This is a genomic window from Pseudomonas marvdashtae, from assembly GCF_014268655.2.
Lineage (GTDB): Bacteria > Pseudomonadota > Gammaproteobacteria > Pseudomonadales > Pseudomonadaceae > Aquipseudomonas > Aquipseudomonas marvdashtae.
On the sequence record NZ_JABWQX020000005.1, the window covers coordinates 23,297 to 44,963 of the forward strand.

The window sequence follows — 21,667 nt, forward strand, 5'->3', positions numbered from 1 at the left end:
TAGACTTAGCGTCAGTGCGCCTCGTCCCAGTTATTGCCCACGCCCACTTCCACCAGCAGCGGCACGTCCAGGGTGGCGGCGGCGCTCATGTGCAGGCGAACCTCTTCGCGCACCTGATCGACCAGGTCTTCGCGCACTTCCAGCACCAATTCGTCGTGTACCTGCAGGATGACTTTCGCATCCAGACCTGACGCCGTCAGCCAGCCATCCACAGCCACCATGGCTTTCTTGATGATGTCGGCGGCGGTGCCTTGCATCGGTGCGTTGATCGCCGTGCGCTCAGCGCCTTTGCGCAGCGCCGGGTTCTTCGCATTGATGTCCGGCAAGTACAGCCGACGGCCGAAGATGGTTTCGACGAAGCCTTGCTCGGCTGCCTGGGCACGGGTGCGCTCCATGTATTCCAGCACGCCAGGGTAGCGGGTGAAGTAGCGGTCGATGTAAGCCTGGGACTGCTTGCGATCGACACCGATCTGCTTGGCCAGGCCGAAGGCGCTCATGCCATAGATCAAACCGAAGTTGATCGCCTTGGCACTGCGACGCTGATCATGGGTGACGGCTTCCAGTTCGACGCCAAACACTTCGGCAGCGGTGGCTCGGTGTACGTCAAGGTCGTTGCGAAACGCGTGGAGCAACCCTTCGTCCTTGGCGAGGTGCGCCATGATCCGCAGTTCGATCTGCGAATAGTCCGCCGCCAGCAGCTTGTAGCCTTTCGGCGCGACGAACGCCTGGCGGATGCGCCGGCCTTCAGCGGTGCGAATCGGAATGTTCTGCAGGTTCGGGTCGATGGACGACAAGCGCCCGGTCGCGGCGACCGCTTGCTGATAATTGGTATGGACGCGGCCGGTGCGGCTGTTGATCTGCTCGGGGAGGCGATCGGTGTAGGTGCTCTTGAGCTTGCTCAGGGAGCGGTACTGCATCAGCACCTTGGGCAGCGGGTAATCCTGCTCCGCCAGTTCGGCAAGTACCGCTTCGGCAGTGGAGGCCTGGCCCTTGGCGGTTTTGCTGAGCACCGGCAAACCAAGCTTTTCGTACAGGATCACGCCCAATTGCTTCGGCGAGCCCAGGTTGAATTCCTCGCCGGCGATGGCAAACGCCTCACGCTCCAGTGCCACCAGTTTTTCGCCCAACTCGACGCTTTGCACGCCCAGGAGGTTGGCATCGACTAACGCGCCCTGGCGCTCGATGCGCGCCAAGACCGGCATCAACGGCATTTCGATTTCGTTGAGGACTTTGCCCAGGCTCGGCGTGGCGGCCAATTTTTCCTGTAGGGCCTGGTGCAAGCGGAAGGTCACGTCGGCGTCTTCAGCGGCGTAGGGCCCGGCCAGTTCCAGGGAGATCTGATCGAAGGTCAATTGCTTGACCCCTTTGCCGGCGATGTCCTGGAAATCCGTCTTGCTTTGGCCCAGGTATTTCAGCGCCAGGCTGTCCATGTCGTGGCGGGTCGCGGTGGAGTCCAGCACGTAGGATTCAAGCATGGTGTCGAAGGCGATACCTTGCATGAAAATGCCATTGCCCTGATCACCGCCAATGGCGCAATTGGCCAGGATGTTGGTTTCGAACTTGGCATGCTGGCCGACCTTGAGCTTGTTCGGATTTTCCAGCAGCGGCTTGAGAGCGTTGAGCACCGTGTCGCGGTCCAGCTGCTCCGGCACGCCCATGTAGGAATGGGTCAGCGGGATATAAGCCGCCTCGAACGGGGCCACGGCGAACGACAAGCCAACGAGCTGCGAATGCTGGGCATCGCCACCGTTGGTTTGCGTGACCAGGGAAAACAGCGGCGCATGTTCAAGCTTGGACAACCAGGCATCGAAGCTCGGCTGATCGAGAATCACCTCGTACTTCGCCTCGGCGCCCCCCGGCAGCTCGTCGGCAACTTCAATGATTTCCTGCCCGGCACGCTTGGCGTCACGCTGGTTATCTTCGAACCAGCTCTTGAATTCCAGCAACGTGTACAACTCGGCAAGCTTCTCGTGATCCGGCGCGCCCATCTGCAAGTCGTCGAGGCCGATGTCCAAGGGAACGTCGGTCTTGATGGTCGCCAACTCGTAGGAAAGAAGCGCCATTTCCTTGTGCTCTTCCAGCTTGGCGGCCAACGTCTTGGCGCCACGAATCGGCAGCGTTGCAACGATATCCAGTTGCGCATACAACTCGCTCAGGCCGCCGTTGACACCCACCAAAAGGCCGGAAGCGGTTTTTGGCCCAATGCCCGGCACACCTGGGATGTTGTCGGACGAATCGCCCATTAATGCCAGATAGTCGATGATCTGCTCCGGAGCGACGCCAAACTTCTCCTTCACGCCAGCCACGTCGAGTGCGCTACCGGTCATCGTGTTGACCAAGGTAATGTGGCCATCGACCAACTGCGCCATGTCCTTGTCGCCGGTGGAGATCACCACTGGGCGGTCGGCGGCGGCGCTGCTGCGGGCCAGCGTGCCGATCACGTCGTCGGCTTCGACGTTGTCCACGCACAGCAGCGGGAAGCCCAAGGCTTTCACGCTGGCGTGCAGCGGCTCGATCTGCACGCGCATGTCGTCGGGCATGCTTGGGCGGTTGGCCTTGTATTCGGCGTACAGCGCATCGCGAAACGTCCCACCCTTGGCGTCGAACACCACCGCGAACGGGCTGTCCGGATACTGCTTGCGCAGGCTCTTGAGCATGTTCAACACGCCCTTGACCGCGCCGGTCGGCAGGCCTTTGGAAGTGGTCAGCGGTGGCAGCGCGTGAAAGGCGCGGTACAGATAAGAAGAACCGTCCACCAGGACGAGGGGGGCTTGGCTCATGAGCAGGATCAACCTTTTCGGCGGGTCCGGGGCTAGAATAGCGGGACCGTTGACGACAAAGGGACAAGGTTATCATGCGTACACTAAATCGCCTGTTACTGGCTGGCTTGTTTGCATTCACCCCGCTGGCCGTCATGGCCGCGGACGACGCACCTTCGGCGGACCCGGATGTCACCATCCGCACCGAAGGCGACAGAACCATTCAGGAGTATCGGCAAAACGGCTTCTTGTACGCGATCAAGGTCACGCCCAAAAACGGCAAGCCTTACTTCCTCGTGCGCGCTGACGGCACCGATGCAAACTTCATCCGATCGGACCAGCCGGATATGCTGATCCCTTCGTGGAAAATCTTTGAGTGGTAATACCGCTCTCGACTTCAACCGGCGCTCGATGAAGAGCGCCCGTACTGGCAGTTTTAACCATGTCTGTGTTCACGCCCCTGGCTCGGCCCGAGCTGGAAACCTTTCTCGCCCCTTATGGGCTCGGCCGCCTGCTTGATTTCCAGGGGATTGCCGCTGGCAGCGAAAACACCAATTTCTTTATCAGCCTGGAACGGGGCGAATTTGTCCTGACCCTGGTCGAGCGCGGCCCTGTGCAGGAGATGCCGTTCTTTATCGAGCTGCTGGATGTACTGCACGACGCCGACCTGCCGGTGCCTTACGCCTTGCGCACCACCGACGGCGTCGCGCTACGGGAACTGGCGGGCAAGCCGGCGCTGCTGCAACCGCGCCTGGCGGGCAAACACATCAAGCAGGCCAACGCCCAGCACTGCGCCCAGGTCGGCGAATTGCTCGCGCACCTGCACCTGGCCACCCGCGACAACATGATCAAGCGCAAGACTGATCGCGGCCTGGATTGGATGCAGGAGGAGGGCGCCAAGCTGTTGTCGCACCTCGATGCCGAGCCTCGTCGGCTGCTTGAGGCGGCGCTTGAAGAAATCACGCTGAAAAAGGTCGGCATCCTGGCGCTGCCGCGCGCCAACATCCATGCCGATCTGTTCCGCGACAATGCGATGTTCGAAGGCACGCACCTGACCGGCTTGATCGACTTTTACAACGCCTGCTCCGGGCCGATGCTGTATGACGTCGCCATCGCCCTGAACGATTGGTGCTCAGATGACGACGGTGGGCTCGATGGCCCCCGGGCGCGAGCGTTGCTGGGCGCCTATGCGGCGCTACGTCCGTTCACCGCCGCCGAGGCCGAGCTGTGGCCCACCATGCTGCGCGTGGCGTGCGTGCGGTTCTGGCTGTCGCGGTTGATCGCCGCCGAATCGTTTGCCGGGCAGGATGTGTTGATCCACGATCCGATGGAGTTCCAGCAGCGGTTGGCGCAGCGGCAGACGGTTCACACGGTGTTGCCGTTCGCCCTATAGCAGCAGGCCGGTGCGACGCTGGCTGCTCTTGTGGCGAGGGGATAAATCCCCTCGCCACAGGTTTGGCGCTCGGCGGTGGGGTTACAACGACTCCAGGCATCCGGCCAAATCATTCCCCAACTTCTCCAACAACTGCTCATACCCCTGCGCCGTCGCCGGGGTGTAACCCCCAAGCGCATCCAGCTCCGCCAGTTTCACCGGCAGGCCGGCCACCAGGGTTTCGGCCAGGCGCGGGCGCAGGGGCGGTTCGCTGAAGACGCAAGTCTTGCCCACGGCTTGCAAGCGCGTACGCATCGCCGCCACGTGCTGGGCGCCGGGCTGGACTTCAGCGGCCACGGCGAACACCCCGGCGTGCTTGAGGCCGTAGTTGTCTTCGAAATAATCGAACGCTTCATGGAAGACAAAATACGGTTTGCCCGCGACCCCAGCCAGACGTGCCTTGAGACGCGCATCCATGGCATCGAGGCGCTGATTGAAGCCCTTGAGGTTGCTTTGATAGCGGGACGCGTTTGCCGGATCCGCTGCGCTCAGGTCAGTCGCCATCTTGGCAGCGATCACCCGCGCATTAAGCGGAGAGAGCCAAAGATGGGCGTCCACCGTGCCGGGACGATGGTCGTGATCATGCTCATCGCTGCCGTGATCCTCATCTTCGTGGGAGGCGCTGTCGTCGGCGAAATGACGCAACTTGAGCCCTGGCAGGTCCTGCACTGCAACGGAAGGCAGCGTACGACCGTTCAACACACGCGGTAGGAAACCTTCCATGTCAGGGCCGATCCAGTACAACAGGTCCACTGACTGCACCTTGCGTACATCCGATGGCCGCAACGCATAGTGGTGCGGCGAAGCTCCTGGCGGCAGCAGTACTTGCGGAACGGCCACGCCGTCCTGCACGGCGGCGGCAATCAGTTGCAGCGGCTTGATACTGGTGAGGACCTTGACGTCGGCCTGAACCGAGCCAATCAGTAGAAAACTTGCGACAAAAGCGACAAAGAGCGAAAAAATTCGGGACACGATGACCACTCGGAGAGACAAGAACGAGTAACATAATAACGTCTCTCACTAAACTCGTCGCTGCCCATGCCTATTACGCCCCTTGCCAGTCGTCCACATGATCACTCCCACTGCGTGCACAGCGCCTTGTCCGAGGCCGACGCCATCTGCGCGCGCCAAGGGTTGCGCCTGACCGCCCTGCGGCGGCGCGTGCTGGAATTGGTCTGGCAGAGCCACAAGCCGCTGGGCGCCTACGACATTCTTGCGGTGCTCAGCGAGCAGGACGGTCGCCGCGCCGCGCCGCCAACCGTCTATCGGGCGCTGGATTTCCTCTTGGAAAACGGCCTGGTGCATCGCATTTCGTCGCTGAACGCCTTCGTCGGCTGCAACCATCCGGAGCACGCCCACCAAGGCCAGTTCCTGATCTGCCGTGAATGCCACGCCGCCATCGAGCTGGAACAGAAGTCCATCAGCGATGCCATCATCGCCAGTGCAAAGGACGTCGGCTTTGTGGTCGATACCCAGACCGTCGAAGTGGTTGGCCTCTGCTCCGGCTGCCAGGGGGCCTGATGAGCAATGCGTTGATCCGCCTCGAACAGGTGGCCGTGACGTTCGCCGGGCAGAACGTGCTGGACAACATTCACCTGAGCGTCGAACCGGGGCAGATCGTGACGTTGATCGGCCCCAACGGCGCCGGCAAGACCACCCTGGTGCGGGCCGTGCTGGGTCTGCTCAAGCCCGACAGCGGCAGCGTCTGGCGCAAGCCCAAGTTGCGTGTCGGCTACATGCCGCAAAAGCTTCATGTCGATGCGACCTTGCCATTGTCGGTGCTGCGCTTCTTGCGCCTGGTGCCTGGGGTGGATCGCGAACGAGCCTTGGCTGCCTTGAAGGAAGTCGGTGCCGAGCAGGTCATCGACAGCCCGGTGCAAAGCGTTTCCGGTGGCGAAATGCAGCGCGTATTGCTGGCCCGCGCCCTGTTGCGCGAGCCCGAACTGCTGGTGCTCGACGAACCCGTGCAAGGCGTCGATGTGGCGGGCCAGGCCGAGCTGTACAGTTTGATTACCCGTTTGCGCGACCGCCACCGCTGCGGCGTGCTGATGGTCTCCCACGACCTTCACTTAGTCATGAGCACCACCGACCAGGTGGTTTGCCTCAACCGTCACGTCTGCTGTTCCGGGCATCCCGAGCAAGTCAGCAGTGATCCGGCGTTTGTCGAGCTTTTCGGAAAGAACGCACAAAGCCTGGCGATTTATCATCATCACCATGACCACGCCCATGATCTGCATGGCTCGGTGGTCAGTGCCTCACCTGTTCCTACCCACGTTCACGGAGATGGCTGCAAGCATGGCTGATTTTCTGTTGTACGCCCTGCTCGCAGGCCTGGCCCTCGCACTGGTGGCGGGTCCCCTGGGCTCGTTCGTGGTCTGGCGACGCATGGCCTATTTTGGTGACACCTTGTCCCACGCAGCGCTGCTCGGCGTAGCGCTGGGGTTTCTGCTGGATGTGAGCCCGGCTATCGCCGTAACCGTTGGCTGCCTGTTGCTGGCGGTGGTGCTGGTCACCCTGCAACAGCGACAGCCGCTGGCGTCCGACACACTGCTGGGCATCCTGGCACCGAGCACGCTGTCCCTCGGGCTGGTGGTGCTCAGCTTCATGCGTGACGTGCGGATCGACTTGATGGCCTATCTGTTCGGCGACCTCTTGGCGATCAGCCCGACGGATCTTTCATGGATCCTCGGCGGCAGCGCAGCAGTGCTGCTGTTACTGGTCGCGCTGTGGCGTCCGTTGCTGGCGGTCACCGTCCATGAAGAGTTGGCACGGGTCGAAGGCTTGCCCGTGGTGGGCTTGCGGCTGGCGCTGATGTTGTTGATCGCGGTGGTGATCGCCGTGGCGATGAAGATCGTCGGTGTGTTGCTGATCACTTCGTTGCTGATCATCCCGGCCGCTGCGGCGCAGCGTCACGCCCGTTCTCCCGAACAGATGGCATTGGGCGCGAGCCTGCTGGGCATGCTCGCGGTGTGTGGCGGGCTGGCGCTTTCGTGGTTCAAGGACACCCCGGCCGGCCCGTCGATCGTGGTCAGCGCCGCGGCGTTGTTTCTGCTGAGTTTTGTCCTGCCCCGTCGAGGGGTGTAGACTTGCTCGCTTTTTGCGCAAATAGAGAGTCGCAGGAATGAACCCGTTCGCCTCCCGTTATCTGCTCCTTGTCGCGTTTTCCCTACTGCTGGGCGCCTGTCAGAGCACGCCGCCGGTCACCCAGGCTCCCGATACACGGGGCCCGGCCATCGCGCAGCTTGAACAAAGCCTGGCTGCCAATGAACTGGCCACCGCCGAAAATCAACTGACCGCGTTGCAGGCTCAATCGCCCGAAGATCCCTCGCTGGAACCCTATCAGCGCCAATTGGCCGAGGCGTATTTGCGTCGCAGCCAGATCGACCTGCAAAAAGGCGACGTGAATGCCGCCGCCACGGCGCTGAGCCGGGCACGCGCGCTGATGCCAAAAGCACCAGCCCTAACCGGCGAAGTCAACAGCGCAATTGCCGAAGCCCGCAAGGCCGAACTGGAAAAAGCCGAAGCCGCGCTCCAGGCCGCCGAAGCAAAACCGGTCGCCAAGGTGATCGATCCGAGTGCGCAAAGCACCACGGTTGCGTTGAACATCGGCGATATCCGGAAGATGCGTCATCAACTGGACGCCATCGCCGAAGATGTAGTGAATTATCAATGTGATGTCAGCATCCAGGCGCCGCGTACCGACGATTACCCTTGGCTGGCCACCTTGCTGACCAAGCGGGTCAAGAAACTTGATCCGGGGTTTGAGTTGAAACTCCAGAAGCAAATTTTGCGCAGTGTGCCGACGCAGGTTGTTCTAACGCCGCGCAAGCAGTAAAAGCATCGCGAGCGAGCTCGCTCGCGATAGCGCCCTACCAGACAGCAAATCTGTTTAGGCTGGAACCGCCTTCGCCTTCGGCTCCCGCGCCCAAACCCGATGCTGAGCAATCGCCGCAAAAAACCGCGAAAAACCGCTCGCATCCGCATCTTCGATCAACCCCGCATCCACCTCCAGCTTCAACTCCACCAACAACTGCCGGGCCTCACCATGAAGCCCAATGGCTTTCAGATGCTTGTAGGCCTCCAGCACGTAGTGCAACGCCACGCCGTCGCGACTCAAGGCCTTGATCGACTCCGCGCCACCGGGCACGAACACCGCGTCGAAGGCAATCGACGGCAGCCCTTCCATGGACGCATCTACCGCCAACGTCTGCCCATCGGCGGTGGTGACCGGCGCCGAAGTTGGCCCCAGCACTTTGGCGTGGGCGCCCTCAGCCTCCAGGGCCTGCTTGAGCGCATCGATGATCGCCCCATCGACACCGTTAGCCACCAACACCGCCACTTTGCGCGTCTTGATGTCGCCGGACAGCAGGTTCGCCTGGCTTAAGGCGGGGGATTGCTCCAGCGAAGGCGTCGGAACATCGACAGTACCGGCGGTCGGTGCCGGCAAGCCGAGGTTTTTCGCCACTCGCCCGGCCAGTTCCAAGTCGATGTTGGCGAGGATTTCATTGACCTGCCGCGCCCGGATGAACTCCCGCTCCACCTTGCCCAGCTCGAAGCTGTAGGCCGCGATGATGTGCTCTTGCTCGTGAGCGCTCATGCTTTTGTAGAACAGCCGTGCCTGGGAGAAATGATCGCCGAACGAATCACTGCGTTGGCGGATCTTGTGGGCGTCGATGCGCTCCGGATAACTTTCGAAACCGCCATCCTGCGGGCCGGGCGGGGTTTCCTTCGGCCAGCCGCCGTCAATGGAATTCGGCTCGTAGGAAGCGCGCCCCTTGTCGATGGTGGTGCGGTGCATGGCATCCCGCTGGCCGTTGTGCACCGGGGTGATTGCACGGTTGATCGGCAGCTCATGAAAATTCGGCCCACCGAGTCGGCTGATCTGCGTATCGGTGTAGGAAAACAGCCGGCCTTGCAGCAATGGGTCGTTGGAAAAGTCGATGCCCGGCACGATATGCCCGGGGCAGAACGCTACCTGCTCGACTTCAGCGAAAAAATTGTCCGGATTGCGGTTCAGCACCATCTTGCCCAACGGGGTGATGGGAACGAGCTCCTCAGGGATAATCTTGGTCGGGTCGAGCAGGTCGAAGTCGAACTTGTGCTCGTCTTCCTCGGCGACGATTTGCACGCCGAACTCCCATTCCGGGTAATCCCCCGTCTCAATCGATTCCCACAGATCGCGGCGGTGGTAGTCGGTGTCCTTACCGGCAAGTTTTTGCGCTTCGTCCCATACCAATGAACACGTGCCGGCTTTGGGGCGCCAGTGGAACTTGACGAAGCTGCTGCGACCTTCAGCGTTAATCATGCGGAAGGTGTGGACGCCAAAGCCCTGCATGGTCCGTAGGCTCTTTGGAATTGCCCTGTCGGACATCGCCCAAATCACCATATGAGCGGACTCCGGCACCAGCGATACAAAATCCCAGAACGTGTCATGGGCCGAACCGCCAGTAGGAATTTCGTTATGGGGCTCGGGTTTCACCGCGTGGACGAAGTCTGGAAACTTCACCGCATCCTGTATGAAAAATACCGGCATGTTGTTGCCCACCAAATCGAAGTTGCCCTCGTCGGTGAAAAACTTCACAGCAAAGCCACGCACGTCCCGCACGGTGTCGCCGGAACCGCGTGGACCTTGCACGGTGGAAAAGCGCACGAACACCGGGGTTTTCTTGCTCGGGTCCTGTAGGAAACCGGCCTTGGTCAGTGCTGAATGCGCTTCATAGGTCTGAAAATAACCATGGGCGCCGGTACCGCGGGCGTGAACGATGCGCTCGGGGATGCGTTCGTGGTCAAAATGCGTGATTTTTTCACGCATGATGAAGTCTTCAAGCAGGGACGGCCCACGCGGCCCGGCGCGGAGAGTGTTCTGGTTGTCGGCGATTTTCACGCCTTGGTTGGTACGCAAGGCCTGTTCGGTGGCGTCGGAGCGAAACTGTTCAAGACTCTCGAGCTTGGCGTTGGTATTGCTGCGATCCAGTGTGTCGGTCCCGGCCAGCTGGCTGGGGGCGGCAGGTTTGTTAGTGCTCATCAGGCATGACTCCTCGTTGCGATCCCCGCCGTGGCCAGGACCCGTGAGTTCGATGCGCCAGGCACGGTACCTGGGCATGTTTGGAGTTGCTTAATGAGTGACCGATGCCGTTTCGCTGTGTTCCTTTTTTATGTCCTTTGATCGCCTTATTGCCAATTCGCTGGTCCCATCTCAAATAAATGCTAAGAACCTCTATACGGACAGGCTAAAATGCGCGCCCGGCTAACCGCTGATCCTTTTCCAACGCGCCCCACAAGGTTCGCTACGTGATCGAGTTTCAAAACGTCCATAAAACCTACCGGGTATCCGGTAAGGATATCCCCGCCCTGCACCCGACCAATCTGACGATTGAGAATGGCCAGGTCTTCGGCCTGATCGGCCATTCCGGTGCAGGAAAAAGTACCCTGCTGCGCCTGATCAATCGCCTGGAAGATTCCACGGGCGGCAAGATCATCGTCGACGGAGAAGAAGTCACCGCCCTGGACGCCAGCGGCCTGCGCCGTTTCCGCCAGCAAGTCGGGATGATCTTCCAGCACTTCAACCTGCTGGCGTCCAAGACCGTGGCCGACAACGTCGCGCTGCCGCTGACGCTGGCCGGTGAGTTGTCCCGCAGCGACATCGACCGCCGTGTCGCCGAGCTGCTGGCGCGGGTAGGGCTGTCCGACCACGCCCGCAAATACCCGGCGCAGCTGTCTGGCGGCCAGAAGCAGCGCGTCGGCATCGCCCGCGCCCTGGCGACCAAGCCAAAAATACTGTTGTGCGACGAGGCCACCAGCGCCCTCGACCCGCAGACCACCGCCTCGGTGCTGCAACTGCTGGCGGAAATCAACCGCGAGCTGAAGCTGACCATCGTGCTGATCACCCATGAAATGGACGTGATCCGCCGCGTCTGCGATCAAGTGGCGGTGATGGATGCCGGCGTGATCGTCGAGCAAGGAACGGTGGCCGAGGTGTTCCTGCACCCGAAGCACCCGACCACCAAGCGTTTCGTCCAGGAGGACGAGCAGATCGACGAAAGCGAACAGCGCGACGATTTCGCACACGTGCCGGGGCGCATCGTGCGTCTGACGTTCCAAGGCGATGCGACCTACGCACCGTTGCTCGGAACCGTAGCCCGGGAAACCGGTGTGGACTACAGCATCCTGGCCGGTCGCATCGACCGCATCAAAGACACCCCCTACGGGCAACTGACCCTCGCCATCACCGGCGGCGACATGGAGGCGGCGTTCGCCCGCTTCACCGCGGCTGATGTCCACATGGAGGTGCTGCGCTGATGGAACTGTTGAATTCGTTTTTCTCCAACATCGACTGGCTGGAAATCTGGCTGGCGACCGGCGACACCTTCCTGATGCTGTTCGGTTCGCTGCTGTTCACCGTGCTGCTCGGCTTGCCCCTGGGCGTGCTGCTGTTCCTCTGCAGCCCGCGCCAGTTACTGGAAGCTCGCGGCGTTTACGCGCTGCTGTCGCTGATCGTGAACATCCTGCGCTCGCTGCCATTCATCATCTTGTTGATCGTGATGATCCCGTTCACGGTATTGATCACCGGCACCTCCCTGGGCGTCGCCGGCGCGATTCCACCGCTGGTGGTCGGCGCGACACCGTTTTTCGCCCGCCTGGTGGAAACCGCGCTGCGGGAAGTCGATCGCGGCATCATCGAAGCGACCCAGGCCATGGGCGCAACGACGCGGCAGATCATCGTCAACGCCTTGCTGCCGGAAGCCCGTCCAGGCATTTTTGCAGCGATCACGGTGACTGCGATTACGCTAGTCTCCTACACGGCCATGGCCGGTGTGGTCGGCGCCGGTGGCTTGGGCGACCTGGCGATCCGCTTCGGCTACCAGCGTTTCCAGACCGATGTGATGGTGGTCACGGTGGTGTTGCTGCTGGTGCTGGTGCAAGTCCTGCAAACCGTGGGCGACAAGTTGGTTGTGCATTTCTCTAGAAAATAAGGCCTCGCGCCAATAAACATGAGCCGGCCATTCGCTGGCAGGCGCCGAGAGCAGGCGCCTCAAAAGGAGTTAGCTGAATGAAGAAGTTACTGGTTGCCTTCGCTGCCGCCGCAGCGTTTTCCGCCCACGCCGACACCCTGACCGTCGCGGCCACGCCGGTCCCCCACGCGGAAATCCTCGAATTCGTGAAGCCGGCGTTGGCGAAGGAAGGCGTGGACCTCAAGGTCAAAGTCTTCACCGACTACATCCAGCCCAACGTACAAGTCGCTGAAAAGCGCCTGGACGCCAACTTCTTCCAGCACCAGCCGTATCTGGATGAGTTCAATAAAGCCAAGGGCACCCACCTGGTCAGCGTTGCCGGCGTGCACTTGGAGCCACTGGGCGCGTACTCCAGTAAGTACAAGGCACTTACCGAATTGCCGGGCGGCGCTAACGTGGTGATCCCGAATGACGCCACCAACGGCGGCCGTGCGCTGTTGTTGCTGGCGAAGGCCGGGGTCATCAAGTTGAAGGATTCGAACAACATCCTGTCGACCACTAAAGATATTGTTGAGAACCCGAAGGATCTGAAATTCCGTGAGCTGGAAGCGGCGACCATTCCGCGGGTGCTGACTCAGGTAGATTTGGCGTTGATCAATACCAACTATGCGTTGGAAGCGAAGCTTGATCCTTCCAAGGATGCGCTGGTGATTGAAGGGAGCGACTCGCCTTATGTGAACATCTTGGTAGCCCGTCCGGACGACAAGGACAGTGAGGCGATGAAGAAGCTGGTGGCGGCGTTGCATACGCCGGAGGTGAAGGCTTTCATTCTTGAGAAGTACAAAGGGGCGGTTTTGCCGGCGTTTTGAGCTGATTGGGTGTGAAGAAACGGGGCTGTGCGGAAGCAAGGTCCCGTTTTTTTAAATCTGATGGCGTTACGCGCGACCTGTCATAGCAATATGGACAACCCCATCCGGCCAATTAGGAACACCAATAAAAAAAGAAACAATATACGAATTAATCCACTCCCATAACGCAAAGCCAAAAATGTGCCTGTCAGGGCACCCGCCATATTACACACCGCGACCAGCCCGCCAATTATCCACAGCACATGACCTGACGGTATAAAAAATAGCAGCGCCGCGCTAAACGTTCCCAAGTTAACCAGTTTTGCTGAAGCGGATGCATTAAGAAAATCGTAGCCAAAATACTTAACGAAAATAAATAACAAAAAACTACCACTGCCGGGACCAAAGACCCCATCATAAAATCCAATTACACCACCAAAAAAAACCCCAAGTAGCACTTCTCTGGGTCCGCATTGAGCGTTCGAGTGAACAAGCCCTAGATCCTTTTTTGCGAATGTATAAACAGCCATTACCACCAATACAAAAAAGACAAAATATTCCATTATCGCCTTCGGAACGAGCGAGACGGAAAAAGCGCCCACAAACGAAAATACAAAAGCCGAGAGCATAGTCGGAAGCATCAGCCTCCAAACAATTTTTATTCTTTTAACGTAACTAAATATAGAAGAAAGATTTCCTGCAAGTACAGCCAGCTTATTAGTTCCAAAAACTGTGCTCAGCGAGTGCTGAGGCAATGCGTGAAGGAGGGCGGGTACTTGAACCAGCCCACCTCCCCCCACGGCAGCATCGATCATCCCCCCGCAAAAAGCAAAAAAACCCAACGCAACCATGGCGTATTCAATTTGCATAAAAATCATCCACTATCAACTTCATTATCGGGCATTATTACCTAATTAAAAAACCTGAGCATGTACAGTCGATCTTTGGATAGTTCGGCCGAATTATATTCGGAAAGCATTCAAGAGATATCAATATTGATTAATAGCATTTTTTTGCCTACGCAATATCACCAGAAGCCACGCTGAGAGGGAACGCTTAACCAATGCAACCGCTTGCTGCTCTCCTTAAATTACAGCAGCGCTTCATGCAGGGCATGGAAAGCTCTTCCGACACGTTGATTGTAATCAAGCATAACGTCCTTGAGCTGATCAATATCAAGCCTCTGGTCGACAAGATGACCGAAAGCTTGTGCTGCGGCTAAAGCATGATCCTTAAAGGTTTACAGAAGGCAACGATCCAACATTCAAGTCACCATTAAGTGCGGGCAAATAATAGAAACCACAGGCAAGGCGCACAAGCCGGCGGGTTCCGGCGTAGTTGTAGGCAAAGGCGCTAGGATGAGTAGCTTGGTGGAAGGGTTGGTGGGGGGCGAATAAACAGAGTTCGTCTTTAGCCTGTAGTTCGGAACGAGAGTGCGTGCCTCAACCAAAAGCAAACCCGACGCATGGCGTCGGGTTTTCTGTGGCGGCTGTTTACCTGCTATCGCGGATCGACGTTATCCAGCACCCGATTCGCTAGCAATGAACTCAGTTCAATCAACTGCTGGATGCCTAGGAGGATGTGACGGCGAGGACCTTCCAGATCGAAGGCCAGGTTGCTGACCATCGCGTCGGCTGCCGCCAGGGTTTCGCTGAGGTTGGCGAGGAGGGATTCGTTGTCGGCATTTTTTGCGACGGTGAAGAGCTGGCCCGGTTGGGACGTATCTTCGGACTTTTCCGGTTTTGGTAGCAGGTAGTAATCCAAGGCGCGATTGGTGGCTTCGTCGTGCTTTTTGGCTTTGGATTTGGTTCGCGGGGAAGCTGGGTCCGCCTCTGGCGGATTCGGTGTAGGTTTGAACATGTACTAAGTCCTGTAGGTGAAGCCGCAACCCTCTAGCTACTAAACAAGGGGTGGCAGCTGTACGCAGGTTAGTAGACCGGGGACTTAGCAAGCCGGCGCGCCCGAGGGCGCCCTGCGCACAACCGCCATCAAATACAGGCATGGAAATACCTGACTGATAGAGCTTTGCACCTTACTAAATACCTCGGGCTACTAAACCCGACCACTGATAGGCAGTGGCAGGGAAACGATAGAGCCCGGGGGCAAGGTGCACAAGCCGGCGGATTCTGGCGTAGTTGTAGGTAAAGGCGCAAGGTTGGGTAGCCTGACGGACGGGAAGTGGCGGGTGGATAAACAAGGCTCGGTTTTGGCCCGTAAATTGGAGCTAGACGGGTTTACGGTTGGGGCTCGAAGTGGGTGATACGGTTTTGTCTGTAGGATTTTTTCGGGGAGGGTGGGGCTGCTTTGCAGCCCAGCGGGAGCAAGCTCCCTCGCCACGAATATTTGACCGGCTTGGGTATGCTGCGCAACCCAAGGATCTGCTTCATTGTTCTACAGCCCTCATGATAGATTCCCGCCGCGACCTCTAATCAATAGAGGCATTCAGGGAGAGAAATGAGTGATCAAGTCTTTGTTGGTTGGGGCATTGTTGGCTATGGCATCAGCATCGGCATCTTCCATGAGTTGCGATAACCCTAGAAACGCCTATGACAGGACCTATTGCGCGTCGCTGAAAATGGTTCAGTCGGATCAGGACATCAACGATCAATACAAGAAGACGATGAGTGCCCTGAACCCGGATCAAAAGAAAAAAGTGAAAACCGCTCAAATCCAGTGGATCAAGATTCGCGACAACGCCTGTTCCAACGATGGCCTGCTTTACCTGGACTGTGCCAATGAGAAGACCGAAGCGCGTATCGTCATACTCAAAGCTATCGAGCGCGAGTGCCGTGCTGCCGGTTGCGACGACGCTAAGCTGTCGCAAGTCGAGTAACCCGTAAACAATGAGCACGTCGGGCTGACTCTTGAAGAAGCGATAGGCACGCGAAAAGCCGTACCCCACGAAGAACCCGACGTAAAGCGTCGGGTTTTTCTTTGGTGGGTTCACCCGCTATGGCGGTTCAGTGCTATTCAACATCCGATTCGATTCGGGCTGATCTTGGTTTGTCGGTAGGAATGGTTGGGGCTGCTACGCTGCCCAGCGGGAGCAAACTCCTTCGCCATGGGGTTCGGCTAAACCGAGATATCGGACCGTGGGCGTAATTCGGTTGTTTGCGTTAGTGGCAGGGTGCCACAATCGCTTTTTCTTGTTGCATCACGATCAGGTGGATCACATGGATGGCCCAGGATCTCGTAATGGTCAGGATTCCTTTATAGCCGAGCAGGTACGAACCGATCGGTTGCAGCAACTGTTTCGCCAATCTGTTTCCGCGGTGTTTGGCAGTTACCTCGCGGCCATCATGCTGAGTTGGCTGTGTTGGGATCGTTTTGAGCACAGCTTGTTGGTTTGGTGGTTGGCCATCCTCACGGGATCGACGCTGTTGCGTATCGCGATGTTCGTTGCGTATTTGCGCAGCGACGAACACGAGCGTACGCCTCAACGCTGGGAGCGCAGGTACTGGGTCTCGCTGGTGCTATCCGCCAGCATCTGGGGCGGCGGCGCGTTCGTTGTCATGCCGGCGGATGATTTGTTATCGCAAGCGTTGGTCATGCTCTTTACGGTGGGGATGTCCGTCAGCGCCGTGTCCTGCTATTCGGCCTACCGCGACATGACGCTGGTTTCCATCGGCCTGGTGCTGCTTCCCTGCACCGCCTGGCTGCTGTTTCAGCCGTCTGCGATTCAAGTCGGCATGGCACTTTCTATTCTGGTGTTCGCGGCCTTTGCGGCCCGCGCCACACACAAAATGTCCCAGGCACTGGAAACCGCTTTTCGACTGACTCGAGAAATGGAGCAGGCGAACAGCATTTCAACCCGCGCCGCACAAACCGATGAACTGACCGGCCTCAAGAGTCGACGGGCTTTTTTCGAACATGCCCAGCAGCTTTATGACGAATGTAAGACCAACCGGCTGGGGTTGTGTGCGGTCATGTTGGACATGGATCACTTCAAGCACATCAACGACACCTACGGTCATCAGGTCGGCGATCAGGTGTTGCGCCAAATGGGGGTGGTGATCAGCTCGTCCTTTCGGGCGACGGACATTCACGGCCGGCTAGGTGGGGAAGAGTTCGCCATCCTGCTTCCGGACACCTCCATCGAAGTCGCTACCCAGATTGCAGAAGAGCTCATCCAAAGCATTGCCGGATTGATGATCGAGCCCATCCATCGAATTACCGCCAGCCTTGGGGTGGCTTCGATGGAGTCGGGGCATAAGGATCTTCACGGTTTGATGAACAATGCTGACAAGGCGCTGTATCGCGCGAAGGCGTTGGGGCGTAATCGAGTGGCTGTTGCTTAGAAGAAGGCCGTTTCGGCGGTATAAACTCGCACTGGAGAACGATCAGTTGAAAAAAAAAGCATTTATCGGATTTATATTTTCCTCTCTCGCAGGATGCACCTTCACCTCCGTTGATAAGGTGGGTCCAGGCGAATATATGCTTACCAACAGCGGGAGTGTCTTCAATTCAAGGGAAGGCATGTTGGAAGATATAAATCAGAAAGCCAAAAAGGTGTGTAACGGAAAGCCGTACCGCCTCGAAGGTAATGCGGACACTCGCACACTCATCAGCACTCCGACTCAGATTGGTTCCACTCCAACCACCTTCCTCGCTCTGAAAGCAATTTGCTCAGATGACAGCCCCGCACCTCGCTAAATAACCACGGGCGACTTAACACGGGCATTTGATCGTTGATCGTTCCCTCGCTCTGCGTGGGCATGCATCCCGTGACGCTCTGCGTCACATCCCAGAAGCGGAACGCGGAGCGTCCCTGGCGGCATTCCCACGCAGGAGCGTGGGAACGATCGAGAAGCCCATCCTTCTGATTTGAACTTCCTCTATTCGAAGGTCTGCAATTGCACTGGACCTGCTGATGCCGCTAGCACCTCCTTCCTCTTGGTTCACCTACGCGACCCACGCGAGCTGGCGACACTGCTTTGCCTGAAAATTAATCTCTTATAGATCAAACAGTTAATCAAAAATCAATATTTTTTTAGAAATTTATCTTGCGCGCAAACTATTCATCCGTTAACTTTATCTCAACTGGTTAGCGCACAAACATTTAGCGCAAACCAACAAAACTTAATCACACCTTCAGCAAGCGAGGAAACACCATGAACGTTCTCTATACCGCAGTCGCAACCTCCACCGGTGGCCGTGATGGCCGTGCTGTTTCCAGCGACAAGATTCTCGACGTGAAGCTGGCCACTCCAAAAGCCCTGGGCGGCGCCGGTGGTGAAGCCACCAACCCTGAGCAGTTGTTCGCCGCCGGCTACTCGGCCTGCTTCATCGGCGCATTGAAGTTTGTCGCCAGCCAGAGCAAACGCAGCATTCCTGCTGACGCCTCGATCACGGCACACGTCGGCATCGGCCAGATCCCTGGCGGTTTCGGCCTGGACATCGATCTGCACATCGACCTGCCTGGTCTGGAGCAAGCCGATGCTCAAGCGCTGGTCGACGCGGCTCACCAGGTTTGCCCGTACTCCAACGCAACCCGCGGCAACGTCGACGTCCGTTTGCACGTCACCGTCTAACTCACTTAACTTCGAATACAAGGATCACGACATGAAAACTTTCAGCAAAACGCTCGTTGGCTCGCTTCTGGTACTGTCGCTCGGCAATGCGTTCGCGGCTTCTTTTGTCCAACCTACATTCGCTGAGGGCGGTTCGGATCGCCTGATCGAGAAACGAATAGCCGAAGGTGGCTCGGATCGCCTGATCGAGAAACGCGTAGCCGAAGGTGGTTCCGATCGTCTTATCGAGAAACGAATAGCCGAAGGTGGCTCGGATCGCCTGATCGAAAAACGTGTAGCCGAAGGTGGTTCGGACCGGCTGATCGAAAAACGCGTAGCCGAAGGTGGTTCCGATCGTCTTATCGAGTTACGGGTAGCCGAAGTTGGCTCGGATCGCCTGGGCGAGAACGGTTAGCTGAAGGGGCTCGGATTGGTTGCAAAACAGGGGTGGGCTGAACAATCCCTTCAACGCTTCGATAGTTGGTCAAATCAACCAATGTTGCTTCGAAAAGAAAAAACGCCGCTTCTCTCGGATGAGGAAGCGGCGTTTTGTTGCATGGCGTCATAGCGATCCCGTGGCGAGGGCACTATGTTCATGCTTTTGATAACGCAGCTAGACGATGCTATCCACCACGCCACCATCAACTCGCAGCGCCGCTCCGGTGGTGGCCGAGGCCTGTTCCGAGCTGACGTAGATGATCATGTTGGCGACTTCATCTACCCGTGCCGCGCGCTGGATGATCGAGGTACTGCGGTGCTCGTTGACGAAATCTGCCGCGACCTTTTCCAGGCTTTCCCCGCTGCGCTCGACGTCCGCCTGGAGCATCTTGGCAACGCCTTCGGAAAGTGTCGGCCCAGGCAATACCGAGTTCACCGTTACGCCCGTGCCGGCGAGGCGTTTGGCCAGGCCGCGAGCAATTGAAAGCTGGGCGGTCTTGGTGAAGCCGTAGTGGATCATGTCGGCGGGAATGTTCACGCCCGACTCCGATGAGACAAACACGATCCGCCCCCAACCACGCTCGACCATGCCCTGCGCGTAGGCCCTGGAAACCCGCACGCCAGACATCACGTTGGTTTCGAAGAACCGCTGCCATTCGCTGTCCGGCGTCTCGAAAAAGTCTTCCTGCTTGAAAATGCCCAGGTTGTTAATGACGATATCGAAGCTTGGATGCTTGGCGATCAATGCCTTGCAGCCCGACTCGTTGCTGAGATCGCCAACAAAGCCCGTCGCCCTGGAAGCGAGATTGCCCAGGCGCTGCAACGCGTCCTCCACGCCGCTCTCACTGCGCCCGTTGATGACTACCTGGGCGCCAGCTTCCAGGAAGCCTTTGGCTGTTGCAAAACCGATACCGCTGGTAGACCCGGTGACCAACACGTGACGGCCGGTGAAGTCGATTTTCATGAGTGGGACTCCTGATTAATTGACCAAAGGGACAATGCGCTAGGTTTGGCTGGGCGATACGCCGGCACCGCCAACTCCACAGGCATTCATCATAGGACGTTTGATGATTGCGCCTGCCCGCACGTAATGGTTGAGAGTGACGTCGGTAAGTTGGAGTTCGTTTGCGATGGCGATATATGGGTGAGCATCGTTGGTGAATGTGTCGGCTTCTTCGCGAGCAAGCTCCCACAGGGTTCGGGGCGTGCCCGAAAGCATGTGGGAACGGGTCTTCAGTACCACCGCGCCTCGCCCGGCGGGCGTTTCTTGAAGCGTTTCATGCTCCACATGTACTGGCTCGGGTAGGCGCGTACGTAGCGCTCCACAACTTTGCTCATGGCGGCGCAGGCGGTTTCGGTGTCGGTGCTGTACATCTCGTCCGGGGCGGCTTCGAGAATGACTTTGTAGCCCGAACCGTCCGGCAGGCGCAGTGCGTGGAGGAAGACGCCGACCGCTTTACCGCCGGCGAGCATGTTCGGCACGAATTTGCTGGTCAGGGCCTGCGTGGCGAAGAAGGGGACGAAGATCCCAGCGGATTCGGACGGTTCCGGGTCGGCAGGGATGCCGACCTGGCCGCCTTTGCGCACTTCCTTGATGACACTGAGGATGCCTTCCTTGGTCGACGCCGCGACTTTGTTGCCCAACTGCACGCGTTGCTTTTGCAGCAGTTCATCCACCGCCTTGAGCTTGGGGGGACGGTAGAAAATGATCGGTTTGCACTGACTGCAATAGAAGTGGTTGAGCACTTCCCAGTTGCCCAGGTGGCTGGTGATGCCCACTACGCCTTTGCCGGAGGCCAGGGCTTCTTTCAGTATCTCCAGGCCTTCGACTTCGCGCACCAGTTCGATGGAGCGCTGGGCCGGCCAGATCCAGGCACAGGCGCTTTCGGTCAGGGACTTGCCGATGTCCTTGAGGCTCTGGCCCACCAGGCGCTCGCGCTCGGCCGGGTCCATCTCTGGAAAACACTTGGCGAGGTTGATCCGCACCACGTCGCGGGAACGGTTGGGAAATTTCCACATGAGCCAGCCAATGGCCGAGCCCACCGCCTGCACCGCCCGCCAGGGCAGCAGCGCAAACAACCGCAGAGCGCCGACCAGCAAGGCGCCTTTCAACTTATCCACAGGTCACTCCTGAATTCATGGGCGTGTCGCGAGCCGGCTATTCTAACCACCGTTTGCCAGCTCGGCGTAGCGGTCGCAGTCCTGGGTGTGGTCCATGACCATGCCCGAGGCCTGCATCAACGCATAACAAATGGTCGGGCCGACGAAGGTGAACCCGGCTTTCTTCAGGCCTTTACTCATCGCCAGCGCCTCGGGCGTGATGGCCGGCACTTCGGTGCGGTCCTTGAAATGGTTGATGATGGGCTTGCCGCCCACGAACGACCAGAGGAACGCCACCGGGTCTTCCAGGGCCAGCCAGGCCTGGGCATTGCGGCGGGCGGCCTTGAGCTTGAGACGGTTGCGGATGATGCCCGGGTCGAGCATCAGTTCATCGATTTCGGCGTCGCTCATTTGCGCCACTCGCTGCACATCGAAGCCGTACAGCACTTCCCGGTAGCGCTCGCGTTTGCGCAAAATGGTGATCCAGGACAATCCGGCCTGGAACCCTTCGAGCAAAAGCAACTCGAACAAACCCTGCGCATTGCGCAGCGGCGTGCCCCACTCCTGATCGTGATAAGCCATGTACAAAGGATCGTCAGAACACCAAAAGCAGCGTGGCATAAGGCTC

At 58.5% G+C, this 21,667-nt stretch carries 22 protein-coding genes; 14 read left to right on the plus strand and 8 right to left on the minus strand.

Annotated features, from left to right (window positions below):
• Positions 1 to 11: 11 nt before the first annotated feature.
• Positions 12 to 2,780, minus strand: a complete 2,769-nt coding sequence (polA, locus tag HU742_RS24445) for a DNA polymerase I (protein WP_186644977.1) — start codon at positions 2,778 to 2,780, stop codon at positions 12 to 14.
• A 74-nt stretch (positions 2,781 to 2,854) separates the two neighbouring features.
• On the opposite strand from polA, the gene HU742_RS24450 reads away from it, so the two are divergent.
• Both HU742_RS24450 and HU742_RS24455 read left to right on the plus strand, forming a co-directional pair.
• Positions 2,855 to 3,142: a DUF2782 domain-containing protein gene (locus tag HU742_RS24450; protein ID WP_122567709.1), complete on the plus strand. Its 288-nt coding sequence runs from the start codon at positions 2,855 to 2,857 to the stop codon at positions 3,140 to 3,142.
• Between the two features lie 59 nt (positions 3,143 to 3,201).
• Positions 3,202 to 4,152, plus strand: coding sequence for a homoserine kinase (locus HU742_RS24455; protein WP_186644976.1), 951 nt, complete (start codon positions 3,202 to 3,204; stop codon positions 4,150 to 4,152).
• 81 nt (positions 4,153 to 4,233) lie between these two features.
• Here HU742_RS24455 and znuA read toward each other — a convergent pair whose 3' ends face one another.
• On the minus strand, positions 4,234 to 5,163 hold the full coding sequence (gene znuA / locus HU742_RS24460; RefSeq protein WP_186644975.1) for a zinc ABC transporter substrate-binding protein ZnuA: 930 nt from the start codon (positions 5,161 to 5,163) through the stop codon (positions 4,234 to 4,236).
• Between the two features lie 66 nt (positions 5,164 to 5,229).
• On the opposite strand from znuA, the gene zur reads away from it, so the two are divergent.
• The 4 genes from zur to HU742_RS24480 are packed head-to-tail and all read left to right on the plus strand — an operon-like array spanning position 5,230 to position 8,026.
• Complete coding sequence (gene zur / locus HU742_RS24465) at positions 5,230 to 5,712, plus strand: zinc uptake transcriptional repressor Zur (RefSeq protein ID WP_018602776.1); 483 nt, start codon at positions 5,230 to 5,232, stop codon at positions 5,710 to 5,712.
• Positions 5,712 to 6,494, plus strand: a complete 783-nt coding sequence (gene znuC, locus HU742_RS24470; protein ID WP_186644974.1) for a zinc ABC transporter ATP-binding protein ZnuC — start codon at positions 5,712 to 5,714, stop codon at positions 6,492 to 6,494. The genes zur and znuC overlap by 1 nt, the downstream gene beginning before the upstream one ends.
• Complete coding sequence (gene znuB, locus HU742_RS24475; RefSeq protein ID WP_186614181.1) at positions 6,487 to 7,275, plus strand: zinc ABC transporter permease subunit ZnuB; 789 nt, start codon at positions 6,487 to 6,489, stop codon at positions 7,273 to 7,275. The genes znuC and znuB overlap by 8 nt, the downstream gene beginning before the upstream one ends.
• Before the next feature lie 37 nt (positions 7,276 to 7,312).
• Positions 7,313 to 8,026 (plus strand): PA5502 family lipoprotein, encoded by a 714-nt coding sequence (locus HU742_RS24480; RefSeq protein WP_186644973.1) that lies wholly within the window; start codon positions 7,313 to 7,315, stop codon positions 8,024 to 8,026.
• A gap of 54 nt (positions 8,027 to 8,080) precedes the next feature.
• On the opposite strand, the gene katE is transcribed toward HU742_RS24480, so the two are convergent.
• Entirely contained in the window at positions 8,081 to 10,216 is a 2,136-nt protein-coding gene (katE, locus tag HU742_RS24485; protein ID WP_186644972.1) for a catalase HPII, read from the minus strand.
• 266 nt (positions 10,217 to 10,482) lie between these two features.
• On the opposite strand from katE, the gene HU742_RS24490 reads away from it, so the two are divergent.
• The 3 genes from HU742_RS24490 (at position 10,483) to HU742_RS24500 (ending at position 13,012) form a co-directional block, all read left to right on the plus strand.
• A complete protein-coding gene (locus HU742_RS24490) occupies positions 10,483 to 11,490 on the plus strand; it encodes a methionine ABC transporter ATP-binding protein (protein ID WP_186644970.1) in 1,008 nt (335 codons plus the stop codon).
• Positions 11,490 to 12,164 carry a methionine ABC transporter permease gene (locus HU742_RS24495; protein WP_014335809.1) on the plus strand — a complete coding sequence of 225 codons (675 nt, stop codon included), beginning with the start codon at positions 11,490 to 11,492 and terminating at the stop codon, positions 12,162 to 12,164. The genes HU742_RS24490 and HU742_RS24495 overlap by 1 nt, the downstream gene beginning before the upstream one ends.
• A 77-nt stretch (positions 12,165 to 12,241) precedes the next feature.
• On the plus strand, positions 12,242 to 13,012 hold the full coding sequence (locus tag HU742_RS24500; protein ID WP_186644968.1) for a MetQ/NlpA family ABC transporter substrate-binding protein: 771 nt from the start codon (positions 12,242 to 12,244) through the stop codon (positions 13,010 to 13,012).
• An 80-nt stretch (positions 13,013 to 13,092) separates the two neighbouring features.
• On the opposite strand, the gene HU742_RS24505 is transcribed toward HU742_RS24500, so the two are convergent.
• Positions 13,093 to 13,860, minus strand: coding sequence for a sulfite exporter TauE/SafE family protein (locus HU742_RS24505; protein WP_186633378.1), 768 nt, complete (start codon positions 13,858 to 13,860; stop codon positions 13,093 to 13,095).
• A gap of 194 nt (positions 13,861 to 14,054) precedes the next feature.
• Here HU742_RS24505 and HU742_RS24510 point away from each other — a divergent pair, with 194 nt between their 5' ends.
• On the plus strand, positions 14,055 to 14,213 hold the full coding sequence (locus HU742_RS24510; protein WP_186644966.1) for a hypothetical protein: 159 nt from the start codon (positions 14,055 to 14,057) through the stop codon (positions 14,211 to 14,213).
• Positions 14,214 to 14,491: 278 nt separating this feature from the next.
• On the opposite strand, the gene HU742_RS24515 is transcribed toward HU742_RS24510, so the two are convergent.
• Entirely contained in the window at positions 14,492 to 14,851 is a 360-nt protein-coding gene (locus HU742_RS24515) for a DUF6124 family protein (protein ID WP_186644964.1), read from the minus strand.
• A gap of 598 nt (positions 14,852 to 15,449) precedes the next feature.
• On the opposite strand from HU742_RS24515, the gene HU742_RS24520 reads away from it, so the two are divergent.
• The 4 genes from HU742_RS24520 to HU742_RS24535 all read left to right on the plus strand — a co-directional run bounded on the left by HU742_RS24520 (position 15,450) and on the right by HU742_RS24535 (position 18,916).
• Positions 15,450 to 15,824: a lysozyme inhibitor LprI family protein gene (locus HU742_RS24520; protein ID WP_186644962.1), complete on the plus strand. Its 375-nt coding sequence runs from the start codon at positions 15,450 to 15,452 to the stop codon at positions 15,822 to 15,824.
• Between the two features lie 340 nt (positions 15,825 to 16,164).
• Complete coding sequence (locus HU742_RS24525; protein WP_186633369.1) at positions 16,165 to 17,289, plus strand: GGDEF domain-containing protein; 1,125 nt, start codon at positions 16,165 to 16,167, stop codon at positions 17,287 to 17,289.
• 813 nt (positions 17,290 to 18,102) lie between these two features.
• Complete coding sequence (locus HU742_RS24530) at positions 18,103 to 18,522, plus strand: organic hydroperoxide resistance protein (protein ID WP_186633366.1); 420 nt, start codon at positions 18,103 to 18,105, stop codon at positions 18,520 to 18,522.
• Positions 18,523 to 18,553: 31 nt separating this feature from the next.
• Positions 18,554 to 18,916 (plus strand): hypothetical protein, encoded by a 363-nt coding sequence (locus HU742_RS24535; protein WP_186644960.1) that lies wholly within the window; start codon positions 18,554 to 18,556, stop codon positions 18,914 to 18,916.
• Positions 18,917 to 19,114: 198 nt separating this feature from the next.
• On the opposite strand, the gene HU742_RS24540 is transcribed toward HU742_RS24535, so the two are convergent.
• From HU742_RS24540 to HU742_RS24550, 3 genes are all read right to left on the minus strand, one after another.
• Positions 19,115 to 19,903, minus strand: a complete 789-nt coding sequence (locus HU742_RS24540; RefSeq protein WP_186644958.1) for an SDR family NAD(P)-dependent oxidoreductase — start codon at positions 19,901 to 19,903, stop codon at positions 19,115 to 19,117.
• A 269-nt stretch (positions 19,904 to 20,172) separates the two neighbouring features.
• Positions 20,173 to 21,060, minus strand: a complete 888-nt coding sequence (locus tag HU742_RS24545) for a lysophospholipid acyltransferase (RefSeq protein WP_186633358.1) — start codon at positions 21,058 to 21,060, stop codon at positions 20,173 to 20,175.
• 42 nt (positions 21,061 to 21,102) lie between these two features.
• A complete protein-coding gene (locus HU742_RS24550) occupies positions 21,103 to 21,660 on the minus strand; it encodes a DNA-3-methyladenine glycosylase I (RefSeq protein ID WP_186644956.1) in 558 nt (185 codons plus the stop codon).
• Positions 21,661 to 21,667: the final 7 nt, after the last annotated feature.